Annotated in this window: 23 protein-coding genes; 8 read left to right on the top strand and 15 right to left on the bottom strand. The window is 41.5% G+C overall.

Translation table 11 applies throughout. From position 1 onward, the window contains the following. The first annotated feature begins 329 nt into the window (after nucleotides 1–329). Complete coding sequence (locus tag SC428_RS18615; RefSeq protein WP_070925070.1) at nucleotides 330–1052, top strand: YbgA family protein; 723 nt, start codon at nucleotides 330–332, stop codon at nucleotides 1050–1052. Here SC428_RS18615 and nadD read toward each other — a convergent pair. The 8 genes from nadD to SC428_RS18575 form a co-directional block, all read right to left on the bottom strand. Then, nucleotides 1043–1699: a nicotinate-nucleotide adenylyltransferase gene (nadD, locus tag SC428_RS18610; RefSeq protein ID WP_318709543.1), complete on the bottom strand. Its 657-nt coding sequence runs from the start codon at nucleotides 1697–1699 to the stop codon at nucleotides 1043–1045. The two genes, SC428_RS18615 and nadD, sit on opposite strands and share 10 nt — an antisense overlap. Continuing rightward, nucleotides 1689–2723, bottom strand: coding sequence for a DNA polymerase III subunit delta (gene holA / locus SC428_RS18605; protein ID WP_070925068.1), 1035 nt, complete (start codon nucleotides 2721–2723; stop codon nucleotides 1689–1691). The genes nadD and holA overlap by 11 nt, the downstream gene beginning before the upstream one ends. Further along, nucleotides 2723–3262, bottom strand: a complete 540-nt coding sequence (lptE, locus tag SC428_RS18600; protein WP_070925067.1) for an LPS assembly lipoprotein LptE — start codon at nucleotides 3260–3262, stop codon at nucleotides 2723–2725. The genes holA and lptE overlap by 1 nt, the downstream gene beginning before the upstream one ends. A gap of 12 nt (nucleotides 3263–3274) precedes the next feature. Continuing rightward, nucleotides 3275–5857: a leucine--tRNA ligase gene (gene leuS / locus SC428_RS18595; RefSeq protein ID WP_318709539.1), complete on the bottom strand. Its 2583-nt coding sequence runs from the start codon at nucleotides 5855–5857 to the stop codon at nucleotides 3275–3277. Nucleotides 5858–6199: 342 nt separating this feature from the next. Then, nucleotides 6200–6925: an amino acid ABC transporter ATP-binding protein gene (locus tag SC428_RS18590; protein WP_070925065.1), complete on the bottom strand. Its 726-nt coding sequence runs from the start codon at nucleotides 6923–6925 to the stop codon at nucleotides 6200–6202. Next, entirely contained in the window at nucleotides 6922–7602 is a 681-nt protein-coding gene (gene gltK / locus SC428_RS18585; protein ID WP_070925064.1) for a glutamate/aspartate ABC transporter permease GltK, read from the bottom strand. The genes SC428_RS18590 and gltK overlap by 4 nt, the downstream gene beginning before the upstream one ends. A gap of 1 nt (nucleotide 7603) precedes the next feature. Further along, a complete protein-coding gene (locus SC428_RS18580; protein WP_070925063.1) occupies nucleotides 7604–8344 on the bottom strand; it encodes an amino acid ABC transporter permease in 741 nt (246 codons plus the stop codon). Nucleotides 8345–8472: 128 nt separating this feature from the next. Continuing rightward, nucleotides 8473–9366 (bottom strand): amino acid ABC transporter substrate-binding protein, encoded by an 894-nt coding sequence (locus SC428_RS18575; protein WP_070925062.1) that lies wholly within the window; start codon nucleotides 9364–9366, stop codon nucleotides 8473–8475. Between the two features lie 641 nt (nucleotides 9367–10007). Between SC428_RS18575 and SC428_RS18570 the strand changes: the two genes are divergently transcribed. From SC428_RS18570 to SC428_RS18555, 4 genes are read left to right on the top strand one after another with little or no spacing between them, the layout of a single operon-like run. Then, entirely contained in the window at nucleotides 10008–10403 is a 396-nt protein-coding gene (locus SC428_RS18570) for a metal resistance protein (RefSeq protein ID WP_070925061.1), read from the top strand. Between the two features lie 47 nt (nucleotides 10404–10450). Continuing rightward, the gene (locus SC428_RS18565) at nucleotides 10451–12505 is read left to right on the top strand and encodes a protein-disulfide reductase DsbD family protein (RefSeq protein WP_070925060.1); all 2055 of its coding nucleotides are present in this window, start codon (nucleotides 10451–10453) and stop codon (nucleotides 12503–12505) included. Beyond that, nucleotides 12502–13230 (top strand): DsbA family protein, encoded by a 729-nt coding sequence (locus SC428_RS18560; RefSeq protein ID WP_070925059.1) that lies wholly within the window; start codon nucleotides 12502–12504, stop codon nucleotides 13228–13230. The genes SC428_RS18565 and SC428_RS18560 overlap by 4 nt, the downstream gene beginning before the upstream one ends. Before the next feature lie 7 nt (nucleotides 13231–13237). Continuing rightward, complete coding sequence (locus SC428_RS18555; protein ID WP_070925058.1) at nucleotides 13238–13738, top strand: protein disulfide oxidoreductase; 501 nt, start codon at nucleotides 13238–13240, stop codon at nucleotides 13736–13738. A gap of 55 nt (nucleotides 13739–13793) precedes the next feature. Here SC428_RS18555 and SC428_RS18550 read toward each other — a convergent pair whose 3' ends face one another. Next, nucleotides 13794–14507, bottom strand: a complete 714-nt coding sequence (locus tag SC428_RS18550; protein WP_070925057.1) for an NUDIX hydrolase — start codon at nucleotides 14505–14507, stop codon at nucleotides 13794–13796. 149 nt (nucleotides 14508–14656) lie between these two features. Here SC428_RS18550 and SC428_RS18545 point away from each other — a divergent pair, with 149 nt between their 5' ends. Together SC428_RS18545 and SC428_RS18540 are read left to right on the top strand one after the other, a co-directional pair. Then, on the top strand, nucleotides 14657–15679 hold the full coding sequence (locus SC428_RS18545; protein ID WP_318709533.1) for an SPFH domain-containing protein: 1023 nt from the start codon (nucleotides 14657–14659) through the stop codon (nucleotides 15677–15679). Continuing rightward, nucleotides 15676–16599, top strand: a complete 924-nt coding sequence (locus SC428_RS18540) for a sugar kinase (RefSeq protein ID WP_318709531.1) — start codon at nucleotides 15676–15678, stop codon at nucleotides 16597–16599. The genes SC428_RS18545 and SC428_RS18540 overlap by 4 nt, the downstream gene beginning before the upstream one ends. A gap of 47 nt (nucleotides 16600–16646) precedes the next feature. Here SC428_RS18540 and lnt read toward each other — a convergent pair whose 3' ends face one another. The 5 genes from lnt to miaB all read right to left on the bottom strand — a co-directional run bounded on the left by lnt (nucleotide 16647) and on the right by miaB (nucleotide 22206). Further along, entirely contained in the window at nucleotides 16647–18182 is a 1536-nt protein-coding gene (lnt, locus tag SC428_RS18535; protein ID WP_318709529.1) for an apolipoprotein N-acyltransferase, read from the bottom strand. Beyond that, nucleotides 18182–19066, bottom strand: a complete 885-nt coding sequence (gene corC, locus SC428_RS18530) for a CNNM family magnesium/cobalt transport protein CorC (protein ID WP_070925053.1) — start codon at nucleotides 19064–19066, stop codon at nucleotides 18182–18184. The genes lnt and corC overlap by 1 nt, the downstream gene beginning before the upstream one ends. Before the next feature lie 159 nt (nucleotides 19067–19225). Continuing rightward, on the bottom strand, nucleotides 19226–19690 hold the full coding sequence (gene ybeY, locus SC428_RS18525; RefSeq protein ID WP_318709526.1) for an rRNA maturation RNase YbeY: 465 nt from the start codon (nucleotides 19688–19690) through the stop codon (nucleotides 19226–19228). Then, nucleotides 19691–20689 (bottom strand): PhoH family protein, encoded by a 999-nt coding sequence (locus SC428_RS18520; RefSeq protein ID WP_272581317.1) that lies wholly within the window; start codon nucleotides 20687–20689, stop codon nucleotides 19691–19693. 86 nt (nucleotides 20690–20775) lie between these two features. Next, nucleotides 20776–22206 (bottom strand): tRNA (N6-isopentenyl adenosine(37)-C2)-methylthiotransferase MiaB, encoded by a 1431-nt coding sequence (miaB, locus tag SC428_RS18515; protein WP_140182786.1) that lies wholly within the window; start codon nucleotides 22204–22206, stop codon nucleotides 20776–20778. Between the two features lie 519 nt (nucleotides 22207–22725). On the opposite strand from miaB, the gene ubiF reads away from it, so the two are divergent. Next, nucleotides 22726–23913 carry a 3-demethoxyubiquinol 3-hydroxylase gene (ubiF, locus tag SC428_RS18510; RefSeq protein WP_070925052.1) on the top strand — a complete coding sequence of 396 codons (1188 nt, stop codon included), beginning with the start codon at nucleotides 22726–22728 and terminating at the stop codon, nucleotides 23911–23913. A gap of 162 nt (nucleotides 23914–24075) precedes the next feature. On the opposite strand, the gene SC428_RS18505 is transcribed toward ubiF, so the two are convergent. After that, a complete protein-coding gene (locus SC428_RS18505; RefSeq protein ID WP_233445796.1) occupies nucleotides 24076–25416 on the bottom strand; it encodes a dicarboxylate/amino acid:cation symporter in 1341 nt (446 codons plus the stop codon). Between the last annotated feature and the right edge of the window lie 331 nt (nucleotides 25417–25747).

Here is a 25747-nt window from a genome sequence, read left to right as displayed (position 1 = left end):
TAAACACTAATTTGTAATATACCGATTAAGGTTAGGTCATTTTACCCTAGATTTTTAGAAAAATCGGCTAAATTATTTTATATACTCTAAATAATTCGAAGTGCAGCGAGTCGCTGCATGCCTACATAAGTAGGTGACTAGTGCAAATGAGCGAAGTTCACTATAGCTTAACCAAAAGCGCTGCAACTTGAAGTATGACGAGTATATTCCCCAAGGTGAGAGATTTATATGAATAACTGACGCTTAGGGCAAGAAATTTGTACAAACTTTACAAAGTGATAGAAAATTAATAACAGGTGTTAATCAGCGATAAATTAAGGTAAAAAATAATGGAACGCGCACAATTCAATATTGCTATCGTGGGGGATGTGAAATATCCCATGGATGATATTGTTCAAGTGACCTTACAGCACACAAATTTCATCTTACAGCCAGAAATAACGGGTTTAGCCTTTGAGTGTGATGGCGTGATTTGTGAAGACAGTTTGCGAGAGCAGTTAATAGAAAAATTTGATGTTAATACACCCTTTCTCACGACGAGTGAGTGGCAAGATATTGAGCATTTAGACCGTTTCTTTATTCAGTTGTATACCAAAAACCGATTTGATGTATTAGCTAACGATTTAACTTCCCATCGTATTATTACGTTCCATAGTAAGCTTAAATATTTATTAATGGCCTATTCACCTCAAGGCTATCAAGCAACGGGTAAGATGGTGGCTAGTATTAGTCAACATTATGATTTGCGTGAGTTTTATGAACAATACCGAGAAAAAATTCTCGCAATCTTAAGCCAAACACCAACACGTAAATTACACGTCAATGCGATCCAACATATTCAAGGTTACTTCAAACATAAAGCGACAAAAGATGAAAAGACCCGTTTGGGTTGGTTGATTAACGATTACTTGCTGGGGTATTTATCGATCAATAATCCACTTTCGATGATATTACAATTGCTCACTCAATATCCTGATAGCTATATTAGTGAGCAATATTATTTGTCGCCTTATCCTGAATGCAGAAAAGTCAGAGCATTGCTTCAGCTGTGATAAAGCTGTTGTTGTTGAATATAGCTCATTACCGCTGGTGGTATAAGATTGGAATTTAATTGCCCTGAATTAAGGTTTTTACGGATCTCAGTCGCTGAAATATCGACTAGTGGTGTATCACCAAGAAATATATAACCGCTCGGGGTATGGCTAAGCTGGTTGGGATCGTCAGTTTTGTGTTCGGCTAGCCATGCTTGCATTTGTGGATCACTGAAATTAGTCGCATAACCCGGGCGTGAACAGACTAGCAAATGGCAGTTATTCAATAGCTGCTCCCACCCATGCCATGTATTAATCGAAAGTAGAGAGTCTTGACCAATAATAAAGGCTAAAGGCTGCTCTGAACCCATTTCTTTACGTAATGTCGTTAATGTTTCGATAGTGTAGGAAGGGCTGTTTCGTTCAAGTTCTCGGGTATCGATTGTGAATAAAGGGTTATCTTGAATAGCCAAACGTACCATCTCTAAGCGTTGTGTTGGGCTCGCCTCAGGCTGTGGCCTGTGAGGTGGAACATGGTTAGGTAATAGAATGACTTTTTCTAAGCCAACTTGTTTGGCTAGCGCTTCTACTGGGCGTAGATGGCCATAATGTATTGGGTCAAATGTCCCACCAAATAACGCTTGAAGTCCTTTGGGCTTAAAGGTCATGAATAAAACTCTCAGGTAAGGATTTGGTACATATTAACATAGATAGAGATTGCAAATCAGGCCATACCGAGTGGCTAAAATCTTGTTTAGCGTGTAATTCCGCTTGTGTTAGTAGGAGTAGCGCTGACTGTAATTGATGTAGGCTGAGACGCTGTAATGCTTCGGTCAGCAGTGGTCGGCGGTTTTGCCAAACTTTGTGTTGATCAAACAGTGATTTTAATGATGTGGTTGCTGATTGGCGTTTTAAAGTTAGCAATAGCATTAATTCGCGTTGAATTGAACGCAGTAGAATAACTGTTTCAGTATCTTCATGTCGTAGCTGTTCTAAAATATGCCATGCACGACGAGATTTCCCCGCCAACATCGCATCAACCCAATGATAAGGGGTAAAATGCGCAGCATCATTTACCGCTGATTCAACCCTTGGATGGGTTAGTTTACCATCAGGGTAAAGTAGTGATAGTCGCTCAAGAGCCTGAGCCAGACCCAACAAGTTTCCTTCGTAACAGTAACACAGTAGCTGATTCGCTTCTGTTTCTAACGTCAAGTTCATGCTACGAGCGCGTTTAGCAACCCATTGTGGTAGACGTTGGTAATCAGGTGTTAGACAACTGATATATACACTGTCTGAACTGATTGCTTTAAACCAAGCACTGTTTTCTTGTGCTTTAGTCAGCTTGTGCCCACGCAGCAGTAACAAAATATCTGGGTGTAGCAAACCTGATAGCTGTGTGAGTTTTTCCGCCATTGCCGCATTTGGCCCGTTTTCTGGCAAAATCAAAGTGAGTGATTGGCGGTTAGCGAAAAGACTTAATGCCTGACAGAGACTAAAGATTTCATCCCAATCAGTATTTGCATCGATTGAAAAAGTATAGTGTTCTTCAAAGCCTTGGGTTTGCGCTATTTTTCGAATGGCGTCTTGGCTTTCTTGGATTAATAGGGGCTCATTGCCCCATATTAGATAGCGACTTCTCAGAGACTCTTGTAACTGAGAAGTCAGCTGTTCGGGATAGATACGGGTCATTATTGCTCAACAGTAGGGACAACTGCCGCTGCATTTGCTTTTTCAAGCTCAGCAGTATGAACAATCAGTAATTTACGCACTAGTATACGTGCCGCTTGTTCACGCATTTCTTGTTTAACCAGTTCATTTTCGGCATCTTTTGCAAGTGCTTCCAATGGGTTATCAAAGAAGGTGCGTTCCACTTGGCTTTGTAGTGGGTAAATAGAACCATTAGGCATTAACACCTGTGCATTGAGCACAAAGGTCAATTGCTTCTCAGCCGCTTTACCATCTTGGTATATCGACACCGTTTCTGTCGTTTCTGACGAACCCGTAATTTTTAAGATTGGGATATCAGGTTTACCGTTTTCGAGTATAGTGACGTTATTCAGTCTGAGTTGCTCCCTAACGGCTCTAGTGAGAGCGCTATAAGGTGCATTAGAACTTAGCTGTAATGTTTTCAGTTCATCAGGAATTTGCGTCGTTCCTTGAAGGCGAAAACCACAGCCTGCGGTGACTAGCACCGACAGGCTCAGTAATAAAGTTATCAGATAGCGCACCTGGCCTCCTTATCAGCCAACAACTAAGTTCAGTAATTTACCCGGAACATAAATCACTTTACGGATCGTGACGTTTTCAAGGTATTTAGACACACTACCTTCTTTTGAAGCCATATCCAGAACATAATCTTGAACAGCATCAGCAGGTACTGTGATACGACCACGTACTTTACCATTGACTTGGATAACCACTAATTTGGTATCGTCAATCATCGCTTTTTCATCAGCGACCGGCCAGCTTGCAAAATCGATATCATCAGTGTGACCTAATGCTTTCCACATTTCAAAACAAGCATGTGGAATGATTGGTGATAGCATCAATGTGATTGCTTCAAGTGATTCTTGCACTAATGCACGATCTTGTTCAGTTTCTTGTGGTGCACGAACTAACTTGTTCATGAACTCCATAATAGCTGCGATAGCCGTGTTAAAAGCATAACGGCGAGCAAAGTCATCAGTAACTTTAGCAATGGTTTTATGCAGATCACGACGTAAGTCTTTTTGCTCAGTTGTTAGTGCATTAATATCAAGCGGTTGTGTTGCACCTTTTTGGGTGTGCTCATGTACAATACGCCATACACGACGAACAAAGCGGTTTGCCCCTTCAACACTTGATTCCTGCCATTCCAGTGTCAATTCAGGTGGTGCCGCAAACATCATGAACAGACGTACGGTATCAGCACCGTATTTTTCAACCATCAATTGCGGGTCGATACCGTTGTTTTTAGATTTAGACATTTTGCTCATACCGGTATAGACCAGTTCATGTCCTTCGTTATCAACGGCTTTGATTATACGGCTCTTCTCATCACGCTCAACGATAGCATCTGCCGGTGAAACCCAAACACGTTGGCCATCACTACCGGTGTAGTAGAAGGCATCAGCCAATACCATACCTTGGCACAGCAAGCGTTTAGCGGGTTCATCTGAATTCACTAAACCTGCATCACGCATTAGTTTATGGAAGAAACGGAAATACATTAAGTGCATGATGGCGTGTTCAATACCACCAATGTATTGGTCAACTGGCAGCCAGTAGTTTGCCGCAGCAGGATCTAACATGCCTTCATCATATTGTGGGCAAGTGTAGCGTGCATAATACCAAGAAGACTCCATAAAGGTGTCAAAGGTATCTGTTTCGCGCAGTGCTGGCTGGCCGTTAATTGTGGTTTTTGCCCACTCAGGATCGGCTTTAATTGGGCTAGTGATACCATCCATTACAACGTCTTCAGGCAGAACCACTGGCAATTGATCTTCAGGAACAGGCACAACCGTACCATCTTCCAGTGTTGCCATAGGAATTGGTGCGCCCCAGTAACGTTGGCGAGATACACCCCAATCACGTAAGCGATAATTAACTTTGCGTTGACCTGCGCCAATAGCAACCAATTTATCAGCGATTGCGTTAAAGCCAGCAGCATTGTCTAATCCGCTAAATTCGCCTGAGTTAATCAGCGCAAATTTTTCTGTCATCGCTTCTTGAGAAATATCCGGTGTATTACCTTCAGCATCAGCAATAACCGCTTTTAGTGGCAAATTATATTTGTGGGCAAATTCCCAGTCACGTTGGTCGTGAGCAGGAACTGCCATAACAGCACCAGTACCGTATTCCATTAAGACAAAGTTAGCTACCCAAATTGGCAATTTTTCTTGTGTCAGTGGATGGATAACATAAAAGCCCGTTGCCATGCCTTTTTTATCCATCGTTGCCATATCAGCTTCTGCTGTTTTGGTACTACGGCATTCTTCAATAAAATCAGCTAAAGCCGCGTTTTTCTCTGCGGCCTCTTGGGCCAGAGGGTGACCGGCAGCAACTGCAACATAAGTTGCACCCATAAAGGTATCTGGGCGTGTAGTGTATACGGTTAATTTATCGTTACGATCAGCAACATTAAAGGTGATTTCAACCCCTTCAGAACGCCCAATCCAGTTACGTTGCATGGTTTTGACTTGTTCAGGCCAATCATCCAAAGTATCCAGATCGTTGAGCAATTCTTCTGCGTAAGCGGTGATTTTAATAAACCACTGAGGAATTTCTTTGCGCTCAACGGGTGTGTCACAGCGCCAGCAGCAACCATCAATGACTTGTTCGTTAGCCAGTACAGTTAAATCGTGTGGGCACCAGTTTACTGCGGAAGTTTTTTTGTAAACTAAACCTTTTTCATACAGTTTTGTGAAGAACCATTGCTCCCAACGATAGTATTCAGGAGTACAAGTTGTGACTTCACGATCCCAATCGTAACCAAAGCCCAACATTCTTAGTTGGCCTTTCATGTATTCAATATTGGCATAAGTCCATGGCGCCGGAGCCGTTTTGTTCTTAACCGCGGCCCCTTCAGCTGGTAGACCAAAGGCATCCCAACCTATTGGTTGCAGGACATTTTTACCTAATAAACGCTGATAACGGGAGATGACATCACCCATAGTGTAGTTACGCACGTGGCCCATGTGTAGTCGACCAGAAGGGTAAGGTAGCATGGACAGGCAGTAGTATTTCTCTTTGCTGTTGTCTTCAATCACTTTGAATGTGGACTTTTCATCCCAGTGACGCTGTACTTTAGGCTCTATATCTTCTGGACGATATTGTTCTTGCATGGCACCGATAATCCTATGGTGAATAAATGCTACTCAGTAGCGTTAATGACTTTCTCTAATTTAGATCCGCATAGCATAGCGGATCATGCCCTAAAACAACAATAGTTGATTAGCTGAACCGGAGGGGGAAGCTGGGTATCGTTTCAGGGAACGGAGTCAGAATCTTTAGTCTGATAACCCCACAACTTAACCAAAAAACGCGAGGATTGATAGCATTTTACCGAAAAAAATGAAGATATTACTGGAATAGATGCATTGACAATCGGTGTTTAACAAAGAAGCCTCAATTTTTGTTTAATTGAGGCTTCCTAATAGCACGATTTAATTATAATTTAGCCAGTATTAATGCAGGATCTTAGCAAGGAAATCTTTTGCTCTGTCTGATTGTGGGTTAGCGAAGAAATCTTCTTTTTTACTGTCCTCGACAATTCTCCCTTCATCCATAAAGATCACTCGATTGGCAACCTTTTTAGCAAAGCCCATTTCATGAGTCACGACCATCATCGTCATCCCTTCATTCGCTAGCTCTACCATAACATCAAGCACTTCATTGATCATTTCAGGGTCAAGTGCAGAGGTAGGTTCATCAAACAACATCGCAACAGGATCCATACATAATGCACGCGCGATGGCAACACGCTGTTGTTGCCCACCTGAGAGTTGTGAAGGAAACTTATTGGCATGGCTTGATAACCCAACGCGTTCAAGTAATTTTAACCCCTTTGCTTCAGCCTCTTTTTTGTTGCGATTTAACACCTTGATTTGTGCAAGGGTTAAATTTTCAATAATCGATAGGTGAGGGAACAACTCAAAGTGTTGGAACACCATACCTACTTTAGAGCGAAGTTTTGCCAAATCGGTTTTTTTATCATTGACTTGGATACCATTTACAAAAATTTCACCCTGTTGAACGGGCTCAAGACCATTCACTGTTTTTATTAGTGTGGATTTACCAGAGCCTGATGGCCCACAGACAACGACGACTTCGCCTTTTTTGACTTCAGTTGTGCAGTCAGTGAGTACCTGAAACTGGCCATACCATTTGGATATATTTTTCAGGGTAATCATGAAACAGTCCTTTTCTTAAGATAATTCACCAGCATGGAAGCGCCGAAACTGATAATAAAATACACGAAACCTGCAAACAATATCATTTCTACTTGTGTACCGTCACGTTCACCGATATTAGTCGCGGTGCGGAAGAAGTCGGTTAGACTCAGTACATAGACTAATGAGGAGTCCTGAAATAGCACGATACCTTGTGTCAATAACAGAGGAACCATGGCCTTAAAGGCTTGAGGTAGAATGACTAACCTCATTGTTTGCATTTGCGTCATACCGAGAGCTAGTGCAGCAGAGGCTTGACCCCTTGAGATACTTTGAATGCCAGCTCGAATAATTTCAGAGTAATACGCCGCTTCAAAAAGTGAGAAGGCTACCATCGCTGAAATTAAACGGATATCACTTTTTGGTGATAAGCCTAGAACATTTTGGACTAAGTTAGGCACAATCAGATAGAACCACAACAACACCATGACTAATGGGATTGAGCGGAAGGTGTTGACGTACAGGGCGGCAAACCAGCTGATTGGCTTAAATGTTGATAAACGCATCACTGCGAGGACGGTCCCCCACAAGATCCCAACGACGATAGCGGTAATGGTAATTTTAGCGGTAACGACTAACCCATCAAGTAGAAATGGCCAACTTGGGGCAATCGAGCTCCAATCGAAATCATAGAACATATTATCGCCCTCCTAATGTGCCAGGTAAGCGAACTTTACGTTCAAGTAGGCTCATTAATAACATAATTACTAAGTTAATACCGACGTAGGCGATAGTGATGGCAGTGAATGATTCCCAAGCATGTGCTGAGTAATCGAGTAATTTACCGGCTTGTGCTGCCATATCAACCAACCCGATCGTTGATGCAATGGCGGAGTTCTTCACCAAGTTGAGCATTTCAGATGTCATGGGTGGCAAAATGACCCTGTAAGCATTAGGGAGCAGCACATAACGATAAGTTTGTGGCAGTGTTAACCCCATCGCTAAGCCTGCGTTCTTTTGCCCTCTAGGTAGTGATTGGATAGCCGCTCTAACTTGCTCTGTCATCCGAGCAGCGGTAAATAAACCAAGGCACAGCATAGAAGAAATAAAGAATTGATAATTAGGAGCCAAATCCATTTTAAACCAGTCGCCGATTGATTGAGGCAACAGCTCAGGGATCACTAAATACCATGTAAAGAATTGAACAATTAAAGGGACATTACGAAATAATTCCACATATACCGTGCCTATCATCGCCAGAAAGCGATTGGGAACCGTGCGTAGAATGCCAAAAAATGAGCCAACAAGAAAAGCAATGATCCAAGCGCAGATAGAGAGTGCGACAGTAACTTCTAAGCCAGATATTAGCCACCCTAAATAGGTGGTATTCCCAAACGGGGCTTCCTGTAGGAAAATCCCCCAATTCCAATCAATTGACATAATTCTACTTCCTGTGGGCAATTAGATTGACCCTACTACTGGTAAGAAAGTGCAAGGCGGGAACGATCGCCTTGCAATTCTCACTTCAGTAACACCCTGTTTGTCTTATTATTTGTTTAATTAATTAACTAGTTAAGCGCTTTGTCATTTGGTGATTTGAAGAGCGTTTTCATTTCATCTGACAAAGTAAATTTCAAGTTAAGATTTTTTGGTGGAATAGGTTGGTTGAACCAGCGATCAAAAGATTTCTCCGCAGCACCTGTTGTTTGTGTTTTTGCAATCGTTTCATCAACCAGTGCTTTGAATTCAGGGTCATCTTTACGTAGCATACAACCGTAAGCTTCTTCTGTTTGTGGCTTACCTACGATTTCCCAAATATCGGGTTTCTTCGCTTTTGCTCGTTCACCAGCTAATAGTGCATCATCCATCATAAAGGCAACAGCACGGCCTGATTCAAGGGTACGGAATGAATCACCGTGATCTTTTGCACTGATGATGCGCATTTTCATATTTTTTTCATCGTTCAGTTTATTCAATAGAACTTCTGAAGTGGTACCAGAGGTAACGACGACGTTTTTACCTGCTAAATCAGGAAAGTCTTTAATACCTGAGTCGTTTTTAGTCAGAAGGCGTGTGCCCACAACGAAAATGGTATTGGAGAAAGCAGCTTGTTTTTGTCTTTCTAAGTTATTAGTGGTTGAGCCGCACTCAAAGTCATAAGTGCCGTTTTGCAGTAGAGGTATACGGTTTTGTGATGTAATAGGAATTAATTTAACTTCAAGGTTAGGTTTATTCAGTTTCTTTTTAACCGCATCGACGATTTCGTTGGAGTAATCTTGAGAGTAGCCAACAACCTTTTGGCTATTGTCGTAATAAGAAAATGGAACAGATGATTCTCGATGTCCAACAACGATTACGCCGTTGTCATTAATTTTTTTCAGTGTGCCTGTTAGCTCTTCAGCTTGAACAGCACAGGTTGCACCTAACACCATCATCGATAGTACAATCTTGCTCATACGCATAGTTACAACTCCTTTTTGAGATCGGGGATCTGTCTCGTTTTTGTTGTGTTCGTGTGCTGGCGGATGTCTCAAAGATTCGGTTGAGCGCGCGATTATCCGCTATATGTTTTATTATTGTTAAAAATTAAAGAAAAATGTTAAACAATGAAAATGAATTGTTTCAAAATCGGGAGCTGTCTCGCATATTATTTGGGCAGATCCTAATTTGTTGCACTAATACGAGGAAAACACGTCTTTAAAAGGATATTCATGCACCTTAATAGTGAAAAACGATTCTATTTTCTGATATCTAGAAGGGATAAAGCATATTACGTGCCAAATTTTTCAGAAAAAGCTCAAAGAAATGCGATGAGGTTTTGTAAAGTTAGATGATGCTGCTTGTACCGTGTTATTTGCTGTGTAAGATGTAACCTTTAGCAAATTGGTTAATTTTTAGTGTTGTAGCTCTAAATAGTTCAAGATACAGTTAAGCGACTAATAAATTAAATGAATCGCTGGCAGCCTACGATAAGTCGGGGCTAGTGTGGGTAAGTGTAACCAACAAGCCGCCCACAACATGATGTAGCTTGGAGTATGATGAGTATAATAATCAATCATCACTTAGTCGTGTGTGTATTCAGGATGAATAAATAGAGACAAACATGAACAGGCAACTTAAATTAGGCAAAGGATTAGTGTTATTCGCCTGTCTGATGGTGTTACTTTGTATGAACCAAAGAGCCGTCGGAGAGCGCCTTGTCGCCCAGTTTTCGTCTCAAGCTACAGTGATACCCGTGCAAACGTATTCCCCATCTACTATTTTTCAGGCGGAACAGTCCGTTGAAAAAGGCTCTCATCTTTCTACTTGTGAGTTGAGCGCTAAGTCATTGCTGACCTTAAGCCCTGCGGTTATTGAGCCATTTTTCTTTCTATTTCTCTCAATTGCAGCATTGAGTGCCTTTTGCAGTCAGCTGTTCTCACGTCGAGCAAATCGTGAAGATAAACGCCCCCCGCCAAGAGTTAGGCTCCATTTACAATTTTGTAATCTTCGGGATTAGAACACCAGCGCGTTTAGCTTATTGGTGTATATTATTCTGGAGGAAACATGCGTTTTGTAATTAATTCTTTCATTATGTTAATTGCTTTGTTTGTGGGCAATGTATTCGCTGCTGATACAGGCTGGTTAACTGATCAACATAATGATCACGCACAAGTGCGTTTATTAAGTGCTTCCCAAAAAGATGGGAAAGTTGCTTTATTATTGGATGTTCAGCTGCAAGATGGGTGGAAAACCTATTGGCGTTCTCCAGGAGAAGGCGGAATAGCGCCTGAAATCGATTGGAAATCACCAATTAAGGACATGCAATGGCTTTGGCCAGCACCGGGTCGCTTTGATGTCGCAGGCATATCAACACAAGGGTATATGGGGGATGTCGTTTTTCCTATCATTGTTGATGCAACGGAAAAATTGGATAAACTCACAGGTACCTTAACACTATCAACATGCAGCAATGTGTGTATTTTGACTGACTATCCTTTTGAACTTGATTTAACTGAACCTGCGCCAAGTAATTTTGAGTGGGCATTTAATCAAGCGATGGGGAGTGTTCCACCAACGACAGGGTTAACACAAAGTCAGAAGGTCGGTTTTACGGGAGATAGCTTAGTCGTTGAGCTGCAAAAGATAGCGGGCGAGCCTTGGGGCAAAGACGCCGCAGTTTTTACTGATACCCCTGAGGGTACAACACTTGGCGTTCCTGAGATCCAATCTTCAGGTGATATGCTAACGGCAACAGTCAAGGTTAGCGATGATTGGGGGGATAAAGCGCCTGATTTAACGGGCCAAAATTTCTCTTTTGTTGTGACAGATGGCGATTTATCACAACAAGTCACAGCTAAAATTGAACCGTTTACTGGAACCATTACTCAAAGCGGAGCGAACGCGATCCCTCTATGGCAGATCCTCGCGTTTGCATTATTGGGTGGTTTAATTTTAAACCTAATGCCTTGTGTTCTTCCTGTGTTAGCCATGAAATTGGGTTCAATTTTGATGGTGCCACAAGGGGAACAAAAAACCATTCGTCGACAATTCCTCTTATCTTCTTCGGGGATCTTAGTTTCCTTCTGGCTACTTGCGTTATTAATGACGCTCTTACGTGCGGGGCAACAAGCTGTTGGTTGGGGGATCCAATTCCAAAATCCATGGTTTATTGGATTCATGGTTCTCATCACTGCTGCTTTTACGGCTAATCTATTTGGTTTGTTTGAAATTCATTTAGGTAGTAAAGCAAGCACTCGCTTAGCCACAACAGGTGGACAAGGGAATAGTGGGCATTTTTGGCAAGGCGTCTTTGCAACATTACTCGCGACACCGTGCTCAGCGCCTTTCTTGGGAACGGCAGTGGCATTTGCGCTCGCAGCACCTCTTGACGAATTATGGTTAGTCTTCACTGCGTTAGGGCTAGGAATGAGCTTGCCATGGCTACTTATTGCCGCTTTTCCTGCGATTTCACGTTTATTACCTAAGCCTGGTGCGTGGATGAATAAGCTGAGAATAGTATTAGGATTGATGATGCTATTATCATGTTTATGGTTGATGAGCCTGCTGATCCCACACTTTGGTGAAACCTATACACTAGCAATCTCAATTATCTTTTTATTATTGTTAGCTATATTTATTGGCAAAAAATATAGCTTACGCGCGGGAATATATTCGTTGTTGTTATTCATCTTGATTGGCGTAGGGTTTACTTGGGCGACGATGGATGAAACGACAGGAAGCCGTGCCATTGTTCAAGATACGGTGAACTGGCAACCACTGAGTGAAGAAGCAATCGAACAGGCTCTGTCAGAAAATAAGCGGGTATTTATTGATGTTACCGCAGATTGGTGTGTGACCTGTAAAGCAAATAAATATAATGTCTTATTGCGAGATGATATCCAACAGGCATTAAATGAGCCTGATGTTGTGGCACTTAGAGGTGATTGGACTAAACCCTCACCCGAGATCACCGCATTTTTACAAAAACGCGGACAAGTCGCTGTGCCATTTAACCAAGTTTATGGCCCTAAGTTGGCGGAGGGTGAAATACTGTCAACAATACTTGATCGTGAAGTTTTATTATCAATTATGAATGAGGCCAAAGGAGCCGAAAAATGAAAAAAACAATTTTAGCCGTTCTATTTTCATCATTAATGTTAGGTGCAACTGCGCATGCGGCTCCGTTAACGGCAGACCAAGAAGCGCAAGTGCGTAAACTTGTACGTGATACCTTAGTTGAGAACCCTGAAATTTTAGAAGAAGCGATTGTTGCCTTACAGGCGAAGCAAGGTGAAAAACAGCAAGCTCAGGTAAAGTCCACGATTAAGGCTGAGCATGACAATCTATTTAATGATCCTGCAAGTCCACGCCTTGGCGCGAAAGATGCAAAACTGGTTTTAGTCAACTTTACGGATTATAACTGCCCATTCTGTAAGCGTTTTGATCCTCAACTTGAAGAGTTGATTAAAAAATACCCAGATGTTGCCGTAGTGATCAAACCATTACCATTTAAAGGGCAAACATCTCTTGAGTCTTCACAATTGGCTCTAACTCTTTGGCAAAATGATCCAAAAGCATTCCAAGCATTGCACCAAAAATTCATGCAAAAGCAAGGTATGTTAACGGATGAAAATATCAAGCAAGCTCTGAAGGCTACAGGCAATGAAAAGCTGGTAGCTAATGAGAAGAGTGCCGAGACTATTCGTACTAACATGATGTTAGCTGAAAAACTGGGGGTTAATGGAACGCCAGCCACATTAGTTGGTGACACTATTATTCCAGGTGCGATTGATTCGCAACAATTAGAAGCGATCGTGAAAGAGCAATTAGCGAAAGTGAAATAAGGGAATTATGGCTAGACTGAAAAAGTGGTCAAAAGAAATTATTGGTTTAGTGGTGATCATCTTCATCGTTTTTACTGTAATGGATTTTTGGCGCAAACCTGAAAGCCTAGCCCCTGTTTTACTTGAGCCTCAAGTGTTGGCGACAGGGGAAACCGTCTCGCTAGCTGAGTTAAGTAAAGAACAACCTGTTTTGGTCTATTTTTGGGCGACGTGGTGCGGAGTATGTAAAATGACCTCGCCCACGGTAGCTGATTTAGCGCAATCAGGGGTTCCTGTGATTTCTGTGGCTATCCGCTCTGGAGATAGCCAACGACTACTCACAGGAATGGCAAAGAAAGAGCTTAAATTCCCCGTTATCAATGATATTAATGGTGTGTTGGCAAATGCAGTCGGCATCAGTGCGACGCCATCATTTATGATTATTGATAATGGTGAAATGGTCAGTTTTACCAGTGGTTATACTAGCTATTGGGGACTTAAAGCACGTATGTGGATGGCTTCTTTTTAAGCTAACTGATAGCCCTCTTTGAGTTGCTGCTTAAAGAGGGCCTTGTTTTATTTGATTAAAATTCCAAATTACGAATAAAGCGATAATCAGCCGATTCTGGCTTTAGACGATATAAATTAGCAGGCCTACCTGTTTCTTGCCTTTTTTCACCTGTATCAATCAACAAATCCGCTTGCTCCAAACGGCGGCGGAATGATTTTTTCTGTAGTGTTTTACCAATCAAAACTTCATGGACATGCTGTAACTCAGTCAACGTGAAGACATCAGGCAAAGCGAAACCAGGAACAATGGAGTACAAGGATTTTTGTTTTAATCGTTCACGCGCTATCTGGTAAAGTTGGTGATGATCAAAAGCGAGTTGCATACTTTCGATTTCTTGAATAGACACCCATCTTACTGAGCTAACGCTATTAATATAGTGTTGGCATGCTTGATAAGCGATGAGAGCGGTATAACAAACGGTGACAGACCAGCCTCGTTTATCGCGATAATTATTGCCGATAGTATTCAATTGCTCGATATAGGGAGGGATCACGCCAGTTTTTTCTTTTAATTTACGTAGTATCGTTTGTTCAAGTGTATTGTCCTGCTGTTCATCAATAAATCCGCCCGGTAGCCCCCACATTCCTTTATCAGGATGGTTAGCTCTTTCTACTAATAACACTTTCAATGTTTCCTCATGATACGTAAACAGCACCGCATCTACGCTTATAAGAGGAGATGGATAGGCTTTTCGATCATATTCAGCCAAATACTGATGTTCATTCATGATGTTAGAACCACCACTTATTGATTAATTGATAAGTGAGATTATACGTTAAAAAATTATTTGTGTCATTAAGACACTTATCGCTTGACACATTGGTGTCTATAAGACAATAATCAGTTATTGTCAAAAAGACACTAATGAGGTTGGCTATGTTAAACATTAATTATTTTAAAGCAGATTCATCAACGTTTATTATCAAGTCCGTTAATGGAAAAGTGATTAAACAGGGGAAAGGGTTAAGCTTTTGGTACAATTCAGCGACCACATCTATTGCTGCATTACCATTGAATGCGTTAGAAGCCCCATTTATTTTTAATTTACAAACAGCAGACTTTCAAAGCCTACGTATTCAGGGGCAAATTTCGTTTCAGATTAGTGCGCCTGAGAAAACAGCTGAAGTGCTGAATTATAGCCTGACAAAAGATGGCAAATCTTATGCTTCTGAGGATCCATTAAAACTCAGTGATAGGGTCGTTCGCAGTGCACAAACACTGATCCAAGCTCAAATACAGTCTAGTTCAATGCGTAATGCACTATTAATGAGCCAAGCATTAGTGGCAAAAGTGACAGAGCAGTTAGCCATACATTCGGCATTACAAACATTAGGAATTGATATCCTTGATGTTTCAATCTCTGCGATTACACCTTCTCCAGAAACATTAAAAGCGCTTGAAGCCGAAGCCAGAGAATCAATATTAAAAGAAGCTGACGATGCCATCTATGCGAGACGAAAATTCTCTGTGGAACAAGAGCGTATGATTAAAGAAGCTGAATTAGAAACCGATTTATCAGTACAAAATAAGCAACAACAAATTGAAGAAGCTCGTTTGGAAAATGAACGCACCCTATTGCGCGAACAGGCTGAAATAGAACAGGAAAGGCTTACGGCTCAAGTTAATGCGGAAGCAAAACGTCATGAACTAGTAACATTAAGCGTTGAAAACCAAAAAACGCAATCAGATGCTGATGCATATGCCATTGAAGCAAAAATGAAAGCTTACCGTGAGTTACCTGTTGAAAACTTAAAAGCGATGGCTTTAGCTAAAATGTCACCGGAGCAGTTAATGGCTATGGCGTTTGAATCACTGTCACAGAATGCAGGCAAAATAGGTGAATTGAATATTTCTCCTGATCTTTTTAGCCAAATGTTCAAAAAAGGGACTAAAGCATGAAAGGGCTAGATGATATTCGCTTTGTATTAATTATGCGTAAAACTCGTTTACAAGAACTGATTGAACGCTTTAATACTTGGCCGCAAGCTAAATTTTATTTGGAACATAATAACGTAGAAGTGAATGATTATCTTCAGGAGCATGATCATTATCAAAAACAGTTAGTACAAGCGGAATCTATTCTTAAATCACTAGGAAGATTTCAATTATTAGAGCGTTTATTATTACCTAGTTATCAATTTTCACAGCGTGATATTGTGATCGTGATTGGACAAGATGGCTTGGTCGCAAATACGTTAAAGTATTTAAATGGGCAACCTGTGATTGCAATTAACCCAGATCCAGCTCGTTGGGACGGTAAGTTACTACCTTTTGAAATTGGGCAGTTACATGATGTCGTATTGAGTACACTTCAAGACAAAATGCCCAGTAAATCCGTGACTTTTGCTCAAGCAACAACGAATGATGGGCAATCATTGTTAGCGGTTAATGATTTATTTATTGGTCCTAAAAGTCATACATCAGCGCGTTATATTATGAAATGGAACGGTGAGCAAGAGTTTCAATCTTCTTCAGGGATCATTGTTTCAACTGGACTAGGCTCTACAGGGTGGTTTCAATCGATTCTAGCAGGGGCTAAAGCAATTATGGGAACGAATGATCATCCATTAACAAAAGGATTTGCGTGGGGAGATAGACTATTACAATTTACCGTTCGTGAACCATTTCCGAGTAACACAACTGGCGTTAAATTAGTTTTTGGGACTATTGATGAACAATTGCCGTTACAACTTGAATCTTTAATGCCTGAAAATGGTGTGATTTTTTCTGATGGTATTGAAGATGATTTTATTCGCTTTAATGCGGGATGTATTGCATCAATAGGAATTGCAAAAACACAAGGACAGCTTATTGGCTAACTTACTTATCAGCTAAATAGCTCCCTAATGTTATAGGGAGCTTAGAATTAGCTAATTTTTTTACGGCGGCCAAAGAATAGCGCTAATAGCCCAAATAGCACAACGGTTCCCCACATTGGCCAATGACTCCAACGTGCATAGGGGGTTAAACCAGTCGTCGGAGTGATAGAGGCTGATAAAGTTGCCGCAGTGAATTGAGGTAATTCAGCTTGAACGGTTCCATCAGCACGAATAATAGCAGTAACGCCATTATTGGTAGCGCGGAGTAGCGGACGTCCGAGCTCTAGCGCCCTCATCCTAGCCATTTGGAAATGCTGCCATGGACCAATAGATTTACCAAACCATGCATCATTAGAAATGGTTAATAAATAATCACTATCAGGTTTGAAATTATCGCGAACCTGAGTGCCTAGAATAATTTCATAGCAAATTGCAGCGGTTAAATGAAGATTGCCAACAGCTAATTGAGCCTGTTGATAGTCACCACGGCTAAATCCTGACATTGGTAAATTAAAGAATGGCGCGATAGGACGTAAGATATCTTCTAGTGGAACGAATTCCCCAAAAGGAACTAAATGGTGCTTGTTATAACGATTTTTTGATGGATAGAGGTACGGTTTATCATCACCTAATACAATGATTGTATTGTAATACGTATAATTGCCATCAATAGGCTTAGCATCGACAATACCTGTAATTAGCTTAGTATTGGATTCTGCTAAGACTGTATCTAACGATTTCAGCCAAGCTTGGTTATCGAGTTCAACAGAAGGTACCGCGGACTCAGGCCAAACAATTAAAGACGCTTTACCAATGTAGGGACTCGATAATTTAATATAGGTATCTTTAATTTGCTGTAAATGGCTAGCTTCCCACTTCATTGATTGAGGGATGTTTCCTTGAACTAAGGCAACTTCTGTGGTTTTAGATCCTAGTGGGGTATACCATTGAAGACTTTTGAGTAATAAAGGTGCAAACAAAAGAATAGCGGCAGTAATAAAGGGTATAACGCTGCGGCGTACAAGCGCTAAAACAATCAATCCACTAATACTGAATAAGATTAGTGTCATCATCTCGACGCCAAAAATTGGCGCTAGACCCTTTAATGGACCATCAATTTGGCTGTAGCCGAATTGCAGCCATGGGAATCCAGTGAGAACCCAACCACGTAAAAACTCAGTAATTTGCCATATCGCAGGTGCAGCAAATACTAAACGCCATATGGTGGCATTAGGGAAAAATTTGCTAAGTAAATAGCCAAATAAGCCTGTGTAAAGAGAGAGATAGGCTGCAAGTAATATGACTAATAACACATTAACGATTTCTGGCATGCCACCAAAATCAGCAATACTCACATAGACCCAATTGACACCACTACCAAACAGGCCAAAGCCCCATGCAAAAGCAATCGAGAAAGACTGCTTTGGTGGGCGCTGTAATGTGAGTAATTGTAGGAATAGAATGGAAAGAAGTGCGGCTGGCCAGAAGTCAAAAGGCGAAAAAGCCAGTGTACCACTGGCTCCAAAAATTAAAGCCAGTAGCAGCCTAAGCCACTGACTTTGATGAAATGACGTTAAGCTCATTAACTTTTTTCTTCGTCTAAGGTTGGTACCGGTGCGTCATCAGGGATTTTTACATGTAGTAAGATAATCCGACGACTATCAGCCATGGCAACTTTGAATTGATAGCCATCAATGGTGATAACCTCGCCCCGTGAAGGTAAGTGACCGAAGGCTTGCATAACAAGGCCGCCAACGGTATCAACTTCTTCATCACTGAAACTAGTGCCAAATGCATCATTGAAGTCTTCAATTTGGGTTAACGCTCTCACTGAGTATGAATGTTGACTAAGTTGACGAATATCAACATCGTCCTCATCGTCGTATTCATCTTCAATTTCACCAACAATAAGCTCTAAAATATCTTCAATGGTAACTAAACCTGAAACACCACCAAATTCATCAATGACGATTGCCATATGATAACGCAGAGAACGGAACTCTTTTAAGAGCCGATCAACGCGCTTACTTTCAGGAACAACAACCGCTTGGCGCAACACCTTATCAATGCTGAATGGTTCTGCATCAGTACGCATAAATGGCAATAAATCTTTTGCCATCAGCAAACCTTCAATATGATCTTTGTCTTCACTGATAACAGGAAAACGAGAGTGTGCAGAATCAATAATAACGTCAAGACACTCATCTAAGGTTTGGTTGCGTTTTAAGGTTACGATCTGAGAACGTGGGATCATGATGTCACGTACTCGCTGATCGGCAATATCCATAACACCTTCAAGCATATCGCGGGTGTCGGGATCGATCAGGTCGTTTTGTTGCGAATCACGGATCAGTTCGACCAAATCATCACGGTTTTTAGGTTCACCGTGAAAGAGGTGGTTTAAGAGTGCAAAGAACCCTTTCTTAGGACCAGGGTTGTCACTACTTGAAGAGTTATCGTCGCTCATGGCGTTTTATTAAAAATTCCTCAAATTATAGGTTAGTTAAGGTTGCGGCTATCGTATGGTGGATTACCAGTATTGGCTTTCATCACCATGCATATTCCAAAAATACACAACCCTTTTATTACTTAGATAATATTTAGCATAAAAATAGACTGTGGGTCATTATTTTTCTGCAAGGTAAGGATCAGCATAGCCCAATTCGGCTAAAATTTCTGTTTCTAATCCTTCCATTTCTTCGGCTTCATCATCTTCAATATGATCATAGCCAAGAAGATGTAGGCAACCATGTACAACCATGTGTGCCCAGTGCTCTTCTGCGGTTTTTTGCTGTTCCAGAGCTTCTTGCTCAACCACTTGACGACAGATTATTAAGTCACCCAGTAGTGGCAATTCAACTTCCGGAGGTGCTTCAAAGGGAAAAGATAACACATTTGTTGGTTTATCTTTTCCTCGATATGTCAGGTTTAAATGGTGGCTTTCTGCTTCATCAACCACACGGATAGTTACCTCGCTTTGTGGTTGAAATTTAGATAGCACCGCTTCTAACCAGCGTTGAAACAGCGCTTCGCTAGGCAAGCCCGCGGTTTCTTCACTCGCAATTTGTAAATCGAGGATCACTTCACTCATTTAATTATGTTCCTGCTTTTCTAACTCTTTTTGTTGCTCGCGTTCTTCCCTGAGTTGCTGACGGCGTTTGTTGTCTTGTTCTTCCCATTTTTCATAGGCAATAACTACTTTAGCCACCACAGGGTGACGGACAACGTCTTCGCTGTGGAAGAAATTAAAGCTGAGGTCATCAACGTCGGAAAGGACTTCAATAGCATGACGTAATCCCGATTTATTACCGCGAGGTAAATCGACCTGTGTAATGTCCCCTGTAACAACGGCTTTTGAGTTAAAGCCTATACGGGTTAGGAACATTTTCATCTGTTCTATAGTGGTGTTTTGGCTTTCATCTAAGATGATAAAAGCATCATTGAGTGTACGACCACGCATATAAGCTAATGGCGCGACTTCAATAACATTACGTTCAATCAGTTTTTCGACTTTTTCAAAACCCAGCATTTCAAACAGTGCGTCATATAATGGGCGCAGATAAGGGTCAACTTTCTGGCTGAGATCACCGGGTAAAAAACCGAGTTTTTCACCTGCTTCAACAGCTGGACGCGTTAACAGAATTCGGCGTACTTCTTGGCGCTCAAGTGCATCAACGGCAGCGGCAACCGCTAAGTAAGTTTTTCCTGTACCTGCTGGGCCGATACCAAACGTAATATCATGATCCAAGATATTCGCAATATATTGTGCCTGATTAGGTGTGCGAGGCTTGATGACACCACGTTTGGTTTTAATATTAACGGCTTTGCCATAATCAGGAATACTGTCCGCCGCTTGTTCCAGCACACGACTTTCTGATATCGCTAAATGAATATGTTCAGGGTCAACATCTGGGATAACGCCACGTATCGGTGCCGTTTCAACATACAGCTGACGTAAAATTTTACTGGCAGCTTGGATATTAAGAGGCTTACCTGAAAGCTTAAAGCGGTTATCACGGCGATTAATTTCAATCGCAAGGCGACGCTCAAGCTGCTTGATATTGTCATCGAATGGCCCGCAAAGGCTCATTAAGCGTTGGTTATCTGCGGGCTCTAGAAAGATCTCTTGTGTTGCGATTTGCAACGGTTTTTTATCGGTCACTGAGTATCCTATCGTTAAGGTTGGTAACGACCAACGCCAAGCTCATCTTCTTTACGTGTACGTGCAATGACGGAAGCTGGTGATTCGTTAACGCGTAAGCCCATTTGGTCTTCGGTGCGGATCACTTTACCGCGTAGAGAGTTGGCATAAACATCAACAATCTCAACGTCGACAAACTTACCAATCATATCTGGTGAACCTTCAAAGTTCACAACACGGTTATTTTCGGTACGTCCAGAAAGCTCCATAACGTTTTTACGTGAAGGGCCTTCAACTAAAATTCGTTGTACTGTACCTAACATAGCACGGCTAAAGCTCATTGCTTGTTGGTTAATGCGTTGCTGTAGCAGATAAAGGCGCTGTTTTTTCTCTTCTTCGCTAACATCATCAGGTAGATCAGCGGCTGGTGTACCTGGGCGAGCGGAATAGACAAAACTAAAGCTCATATCAAAATTAACATCGGCAATTAGCTTCATGGTATTTTCGAAATCTTCATTGGTTTCACCAGGGAAGCCAACGATGAAATCAGAGCTAATTAGAATTTCAGGGCGAGCCTTACGTAATTTACGAATAATCGCCTTGTATTCAAGTGCGGTATGAGCGCGTTTCATCAGTGTTAAAATACGGTCAGAGCCACTCTGTACAGGTAAATGTAAGTAGCTGACTAACTCAGGCGTATCTTCATACACTTCAATAATATCATCAGTAAACTCAATTGGATGACTTGTCGTGAAGCGCACTCTATCGATGCCATCGATAGCAGCGACGAGACGTATCAATTCTGCAAATGAGCAAATGTCGCCATCAAAGGTTGCACCACGGTAGGCATTTACGTTTTGCCCCAGTAGGTTAACTTCACGCACCCCTTGAGCTGCCAATTGGGCAATTTCAAAGAGGATGTCATCGCATGGACGGCTAACTTCTTCACCGCGAGTATAAGGAACAACGCAGAATGTACAGTATTTATTACAGCCTTCCATAATGGAAACGAAAGCGGTTGGGCCTTCAGCTCTTGGCTCTGGCAAGCGGTCAAACTTTTCAATTTCGGGAAAACTGATGTCAATGACTGGACTGCGTGTACCTTTTACCTGATTAATCATTTCAGGTAGACGATGCAAGGTTTGTGGGCCGAAGACAATATCGACACTTGGTGCGCGTTGGCGAATAAAATCGCCTTCTTGAGACGCCACACAGCCACCAACACCGATAATAATATCGGGATTGTTATCTTTGAAAAATTTCCAACGGCCAAGTTGATGGAAAACTTTTTCCTGAGCCTTTTCACGGATTGAACAAGTATTCAGGAGGAGCACGTCAGCTTCTTCTGGAATTTCAGTGATCTGATAGCCATGGGTGCTTTCTAACAATGATGCCATTTTAGATGAGTCATACTCATTCATCTGGCAGCCCCAAGTTTTAATGTATAACTTTTTATTCGTCGACATGTCTATATCCGGTGTTTTCGAAGTGGCTTAGTATAATGGACTTCGAAACGCGTTGTATACTCGTCATACTTCAAATTGCAGCGTCGTTGACTACGTTCATTCGCACCAGTCACATACTGATGTATGCTCCTAGCGACTCATTCACTTGTCGCCTAACTGTACATTGAATTATTTAAAGCATATACCCGCTATAATTCAAACTATTATATTGTGCGTAGCAGCTCGAAGTATGCTGTGCATAAATCCAAAGTCTTATCTTGTTTTGGGAAGGCGCACGCATTTTTGATCACAAACATCACTCTATGATATGAAAAATGTCAAAATAACCTAAATTAGAGATGAATAGGCTATGTGGTACGCGGCCTCAAAGACAGACTATCGCCCATTATTTTAAAGATTAACCTGTATTGTATTCAATTGAAGCATCAGTGACCAGAGTCTCAGGTTGAGATATTCCCTGCTAGCGTAACAATTTTTCGGTACACTACGTAAATCAAACAGTTAATAGTAGCTAATGTAATGAATAAACTAACAGAAAATTATGATGTTGTCGTGGTTGGGGCTGGAATGACTGGCGCAGCGGCAGCATTAGGGTTTGCTCAAGAAGGCATGCGAGTTGCATTGCTAGAAAAAGCAGAACCAACAGCATTTGATGCGAATAGTGCTCCCGATGTTCGTATTTCAGCCATTAGTCGTTCATCTGTAGACCTACTTAAACAATTAGGTGCTTGGCAGCATGTTGAAGCAATGCGCAGTGCGCCTTATCGGCAGCTTGAAACATGGGAAGAGCAGGGAAGTAACGTGCTGTTCGATGCAGATGATTTAGGTTTACCAGAACTCGGTTTTATGGTCGAAAACCGTGTCTTGCAGTTGGCATTATGGCAAGAGTGTCAAAAATACAAAAATCTAGAGCGTATTTGTCCTGCTCAGCTCACTCATCTTTATCAGTCAAATAGTCAAAAAGAGTGGATTGTTTCACTGGATGATGGTCGTGAACTACAAACTAAATTAGTGATAGGTGCCGATGGCGCAAATTCTCAAGTGCGTAAGTTAGCAGGCATTGGGAGCCGTGGTTGGCAATATCGGCAATCTTGTATGTTAATCACTATTCAAACAGATGAACCCCAACAAGATAAAACATGGCAGCAATTTTTTCCGTCAGGGCCTAGAGCATTTTTGCCTCTTTATGATAATTGGGCCTCATTGGTTTGGTATGACAGTCCAGCAAAAATTCGCCGTCTACAATCAATGTCAATGGAACAGTTGACTGAGGCGATTACAGAGGCTTTTCCTGAGCGTTTAGGGGCGGTCAACGCGGTCGCATGTGGTGCTTTTCCTCTGACTCGTCATCATGCTAATCGCTATGTGATTGACGGGCTAGCACTAGTAGGGGATGCGGCGCACACCATCAATCCTTTAGCGGGGCAGGGAGTGAATTTAGGTTATAGAGATGTAGACAGCTTACTTAAAGTCGTTACCCATGCAAAGGAGTATCTAGGAGCTTGGCATTCACTAGAGGTACTTAAACGTTATCAGCGCCGACGTTTGCCTGATAATTTAGTCATGCAGGCGGGTATGGATGTATTTTATATGGCATTTAGTGAACAGTTACCGGGGTTGAAGATGTTAAGAAACTTAGGGTTAATGGCTGCTCAACGTGCTGGTGAAGCGAAGAAATTGGCTCTGAAATATGCTTTAGGGCTTTGATATTGGGTGATGTGATATCAATCAATGTTACGAGCGAACTCAAAATAACAAAAAACCTGATTCCGATTTAGTATCGAAATCAGGCCTTACTAGCCGCTTAACCAAAAGTGTTCAACTATTGGAGCTCACTTTAGATGGTCAGCGGCCTTTTATTAATTATAGCTATTTATCTTTTGCTACATCAGTAATTTCTGCATGATGAGCGGGCAGATCAAAATTTTCTTCAGTGATAATTGCATCTATGCTTTCACCTTTTTCGGCGAATGCTGCTGCGAGTTTTTCGGTATCTAATTCTTTTTCCCAACGAGCAACAACAATACAAGCACATGCGTTACCAACTAAGTTGGTTAAGGCGCGGCATTCAGACATAAAGCGGTCAATACCCAAGATCAGGGCCATACCCGCAACAGGGATACTTGGAACAACCATCAGTGTTGCAGCTAAAGTAATAAAGCCTGCACCAGTAACACCAGCAGCGCCTTTAGAACTGATCATGGCAACTAATAACAGCGATATTTGTTCCCAAATGGTTAGCTCAATATTCGTTGCCTGTGCAATAAACAGCGCAGCCATGGTCATATAAATATTGGTGCCATCGAGGTTAAATGAGTAACCCGTTGGGATAACTAGCCCTACGACAGATTTTTCACATCCAGCATGCTCCATTTTTCTCATTAAGCTAGGTAATGCAGCTTCTGATGACGATGTTCCGAGCACTAACCACAGTTCATCTTTAATGTATTTGATAAGTTGAATAATTGAGAAGCCATTATATTTAGCTACGGCGCCTAACACGAGTAAAACGAAAAGAAGGGCTGTGATATAGAATGTCAGTATCAGCATCATCAAGTTGCCGATTGATGAGATACCGTATTTACCAATAGTAAATGCCATTGCTCCGAATGCACCGATAGGGGCAAGTTTCATTAGCATTGCAACCATTTTAAATACAGGTTCAGAGAAATTTTGCAGTAGTTTGACGATAGGCTCGCCATGTTTGCCTGTTGCAGCTAATGCAAGGCCAAAAATAACCGCTATAAATAGCACCTGAAGGATATTACCGTTAACAAGAGGGCTAATTACTGTGTCAGGGATAATGTTCATTAGGAAGCCAACGATGGATGATTCGTGAGCTTTTGCGACATAACCTGCAACCTTACTGCTATCTAGAGTTGCAGGATCAATATTTAAACCATCTCCTGGACGAATCACATTGGCGACGATAAGACCAATAATCAGTGCAACCGTTGAGAACGTAATAAAGTAGAGCATTGCTTTTCCTGCAACACTGCCTACTGCCTTCATATTGCTCATACCTGAGATACCCGTTACAACAGTTAAGAAAATAACGGGGGCAATAATCATTTTGACGATTTTGATGAATGCATCACCTAGTGGTTTTAATGATTCACCTATATCAGGAAAAAAGTGGCCAAGTGCGATACCAAGCACGATAGCAACGATAACCTGTACGTATAGGATCTTATAAAGTGGTTGTTTAATTATGTTTTGCATAAGTTTTCTCTGTAAGAACATTGCATCACTGCAATTTATAATTATTAGGTTTGAGAACTTTTTTATTAGAGATGATGGGTTGGATAATGTTTGATTCATGGCGGAAGGCAGATGATCCCTGAAAGCCATGATCGGATATAACCAAAATCTAGGCGAAGATTACCACTATTGATCGTTATTAAAAAATGACTAAAGTCACATAATTGATACAGAAAATACTTAAAAGTAAAAATATTGTTCGACTTGTTTGTTTTTAACACTTAAGTGTTTGTAAAATCCTGTTTAGTCAAGGTATTAGCTATCACAATGATAGGTAAAA

The organism is Providencia sp. 2023EL-00965 (genome assembly GCF_033550225.1).
GTDB classification, from domain to species: Bacteria; Pseudomonadota; Gammaproteobacteria; order Enterobacterales; family Enterobacteriaceae; genus Providencia; species Providencia manganoxydans.
This window is presented reverse-complemented; position numbering and strand designations above follow the sequence as displayed.